The sequence below is a fragment of the Albimonas pacifica genome (genome assembly GCF_900113695.1).
GTDB lineage: Bacteria > Pseudomonadota > Alphaproteobacteria > Rhodobacterales > Rhodobacteraceae > Albimonas > Albimonas pacifica.
In genome coordinates, this window is sequence record NZ_FOQH01000057.1 from 1 (window position 1) to 1,686 (window position 1,686).

At 73.1% G+C, this 1,686-nt stretch carries 2 protein-coding genes; both read right to left on the bottom strand.

Annotation, left to right across the window (positions count from 1 at the left end; translation table 11 throughout):
- A partial coding sequence (locus tag BM064_RS26605; RefSeq protein ID WP_092866628.1) for a hypothetical protein occupies positions 1 to 522 on the bottom strand: 522 nt, incomplete at its 3' end.
- A gap of 2 nt (positions 523 to 524) precedes the next feature.
- Entirely contained in the window at positions 525 to 1,442 is a 918-nt protein-coding gene (locus tag BM064_RS26610) for a glycoside hydrolase family protein (protein WP_092866631.1), read from the bottom strand.
- Positions 1,443 to 1,686 lie beyond the last annotated feature (244 nt).

Genomic DNA, 1,686 nt, shown 5'->3' on the forward strand with positions numbered 1-1,686 from the left:
CCGGGAGGCGACCTTGCCGACCGCGTCCTTGACCGTGTGGCCGCCCATGTAGAGGCCGAGGAACAGCGCGGTGAGGTTGAACAGCTCGCCCAGCGGCATCTGCGGCAGGGCGATCTTGAAGACCGCGTTCAGGACGTGGAGCACGATCACGTTCCAGAACCAGAGCGCCCCGATCCCGTACATGCCGAGCGGCCGCCACGCCCAGGTCCAGCGCGGCTCCCTCATCTCCGCCAGCAGCAGCGTGGTCTTCGACTCCAGCTCGGAGGCGTAGAGCGCGATCAGCTCGGGGGCGGCGTCGACCTCGGCCGTGGTGACGGACACGGCGAGCCGGTCGGGATCGGTGCGGTGCAGCTCAGGCAGCTCTTCCGGCGCCACGCCGGCGTGCCCGGCGATGGCCTTGACCATGCCGGAGACGAGACTGGCGTTCCCGGCGCCGATGCGCCCGGCGAGGACGCGCTCGACGAGGGGCGCGCCGACCGACGCGGCGACGGAGGCGAGCAGCGGGACGATGGCAGGCAGCATCGTCAGACCCTCCGCAGCCGGGCGGCGAGGCCGGGGGCCACGCCCTGGACGCGGGCCGCGATCGCGTCGCGGTAGCTCCAGGCGAGCCAGGCGAGACGGGCGAGGGCCAGCGCCACCACCGCCCAGGCGACCCACTCGGCCCAGGCCGGGAAGTCGCCGGCCGCGGCGGCGGTCTCGGCGGCGATCGGCGCGGTGGTCCCCGCGCCGCCGCCGACCGCGGCCGTCGTCGCGGCCTTCTTGCGGGCGTCGAGCATGCGCTGGAGGGTCGAGAGGGTGGCCCGGCCGATGATGCCGTCGACGGTCAGGTCGTGGTCGGCCTGGAAGGCGCGGACCACCTCGACCGCGACGCCCGCCAGCCCCTCGCCCGGGTCGTAGCCCAGCGACGCGAAGCCGGTGCGGACGGCCGCCAGTTCGGTCGGATCGAGGGGAACGACCTCGCGCGCGACGCGGACGTCGCCCGCCGCAGGCGGGGCGCCGTGGTAGACGCCCCAGCGCAGGAGCGTGAACTCCTCCCCGCGCCGCCGCACCAGCCCCGGCAGCACCTTGCCGCCGCCCTTGTTCCAGAGCAGCAGCTTCGAGCGGGCCAGGTCCCACTCGCCCAGCAGCCAGGCGTCGACCCAGGAGGCCCGGGCGATGGCGCCGGTGTTGAAGTGGAAGCTCACGCCCGCGTCGAACTCGTGCTGCTCGGCGCGCGGCATCTCATCGCGAACCGCGGGCTCGTAGTTCCGCTCCAGCGCCAGCGCGAGCAGGCGGGAGGCCTCCTCGCGGGTGATCGTCATGCCGGGCTTCGGGTCGACGACGCCGGAGGCCTTGGTCAGCCCCGCGCCGATGGTGAGGACCCCGACCGCGTCCCGGTAGGCCTTGAGGACGACGCCCTCGTGCCGCTCCAGAAAGGCCACGCCCTTCTCGCTCGTGTGCATGTCGCCCCCGTCCGATGCGATCTCGAAATTCGGGGGTCAGATTCGCGCGCATGGCCCGCGCGCAACATCCGCAACATGTTGCGGAGGGGTCGTCAGAGGAGGGGGAGCTGCCGAGGATCCGTGGCGCGGGGCTTGCCGGAAGGCTCGTCTGCTTCGAACCACTTCCGCAGCCCGACGTCGGTCACATGCAGTCTGCGAGCGATCTCGGCGGTCGGCAATCCCCGATCGCGAAGCCGGAACGCGA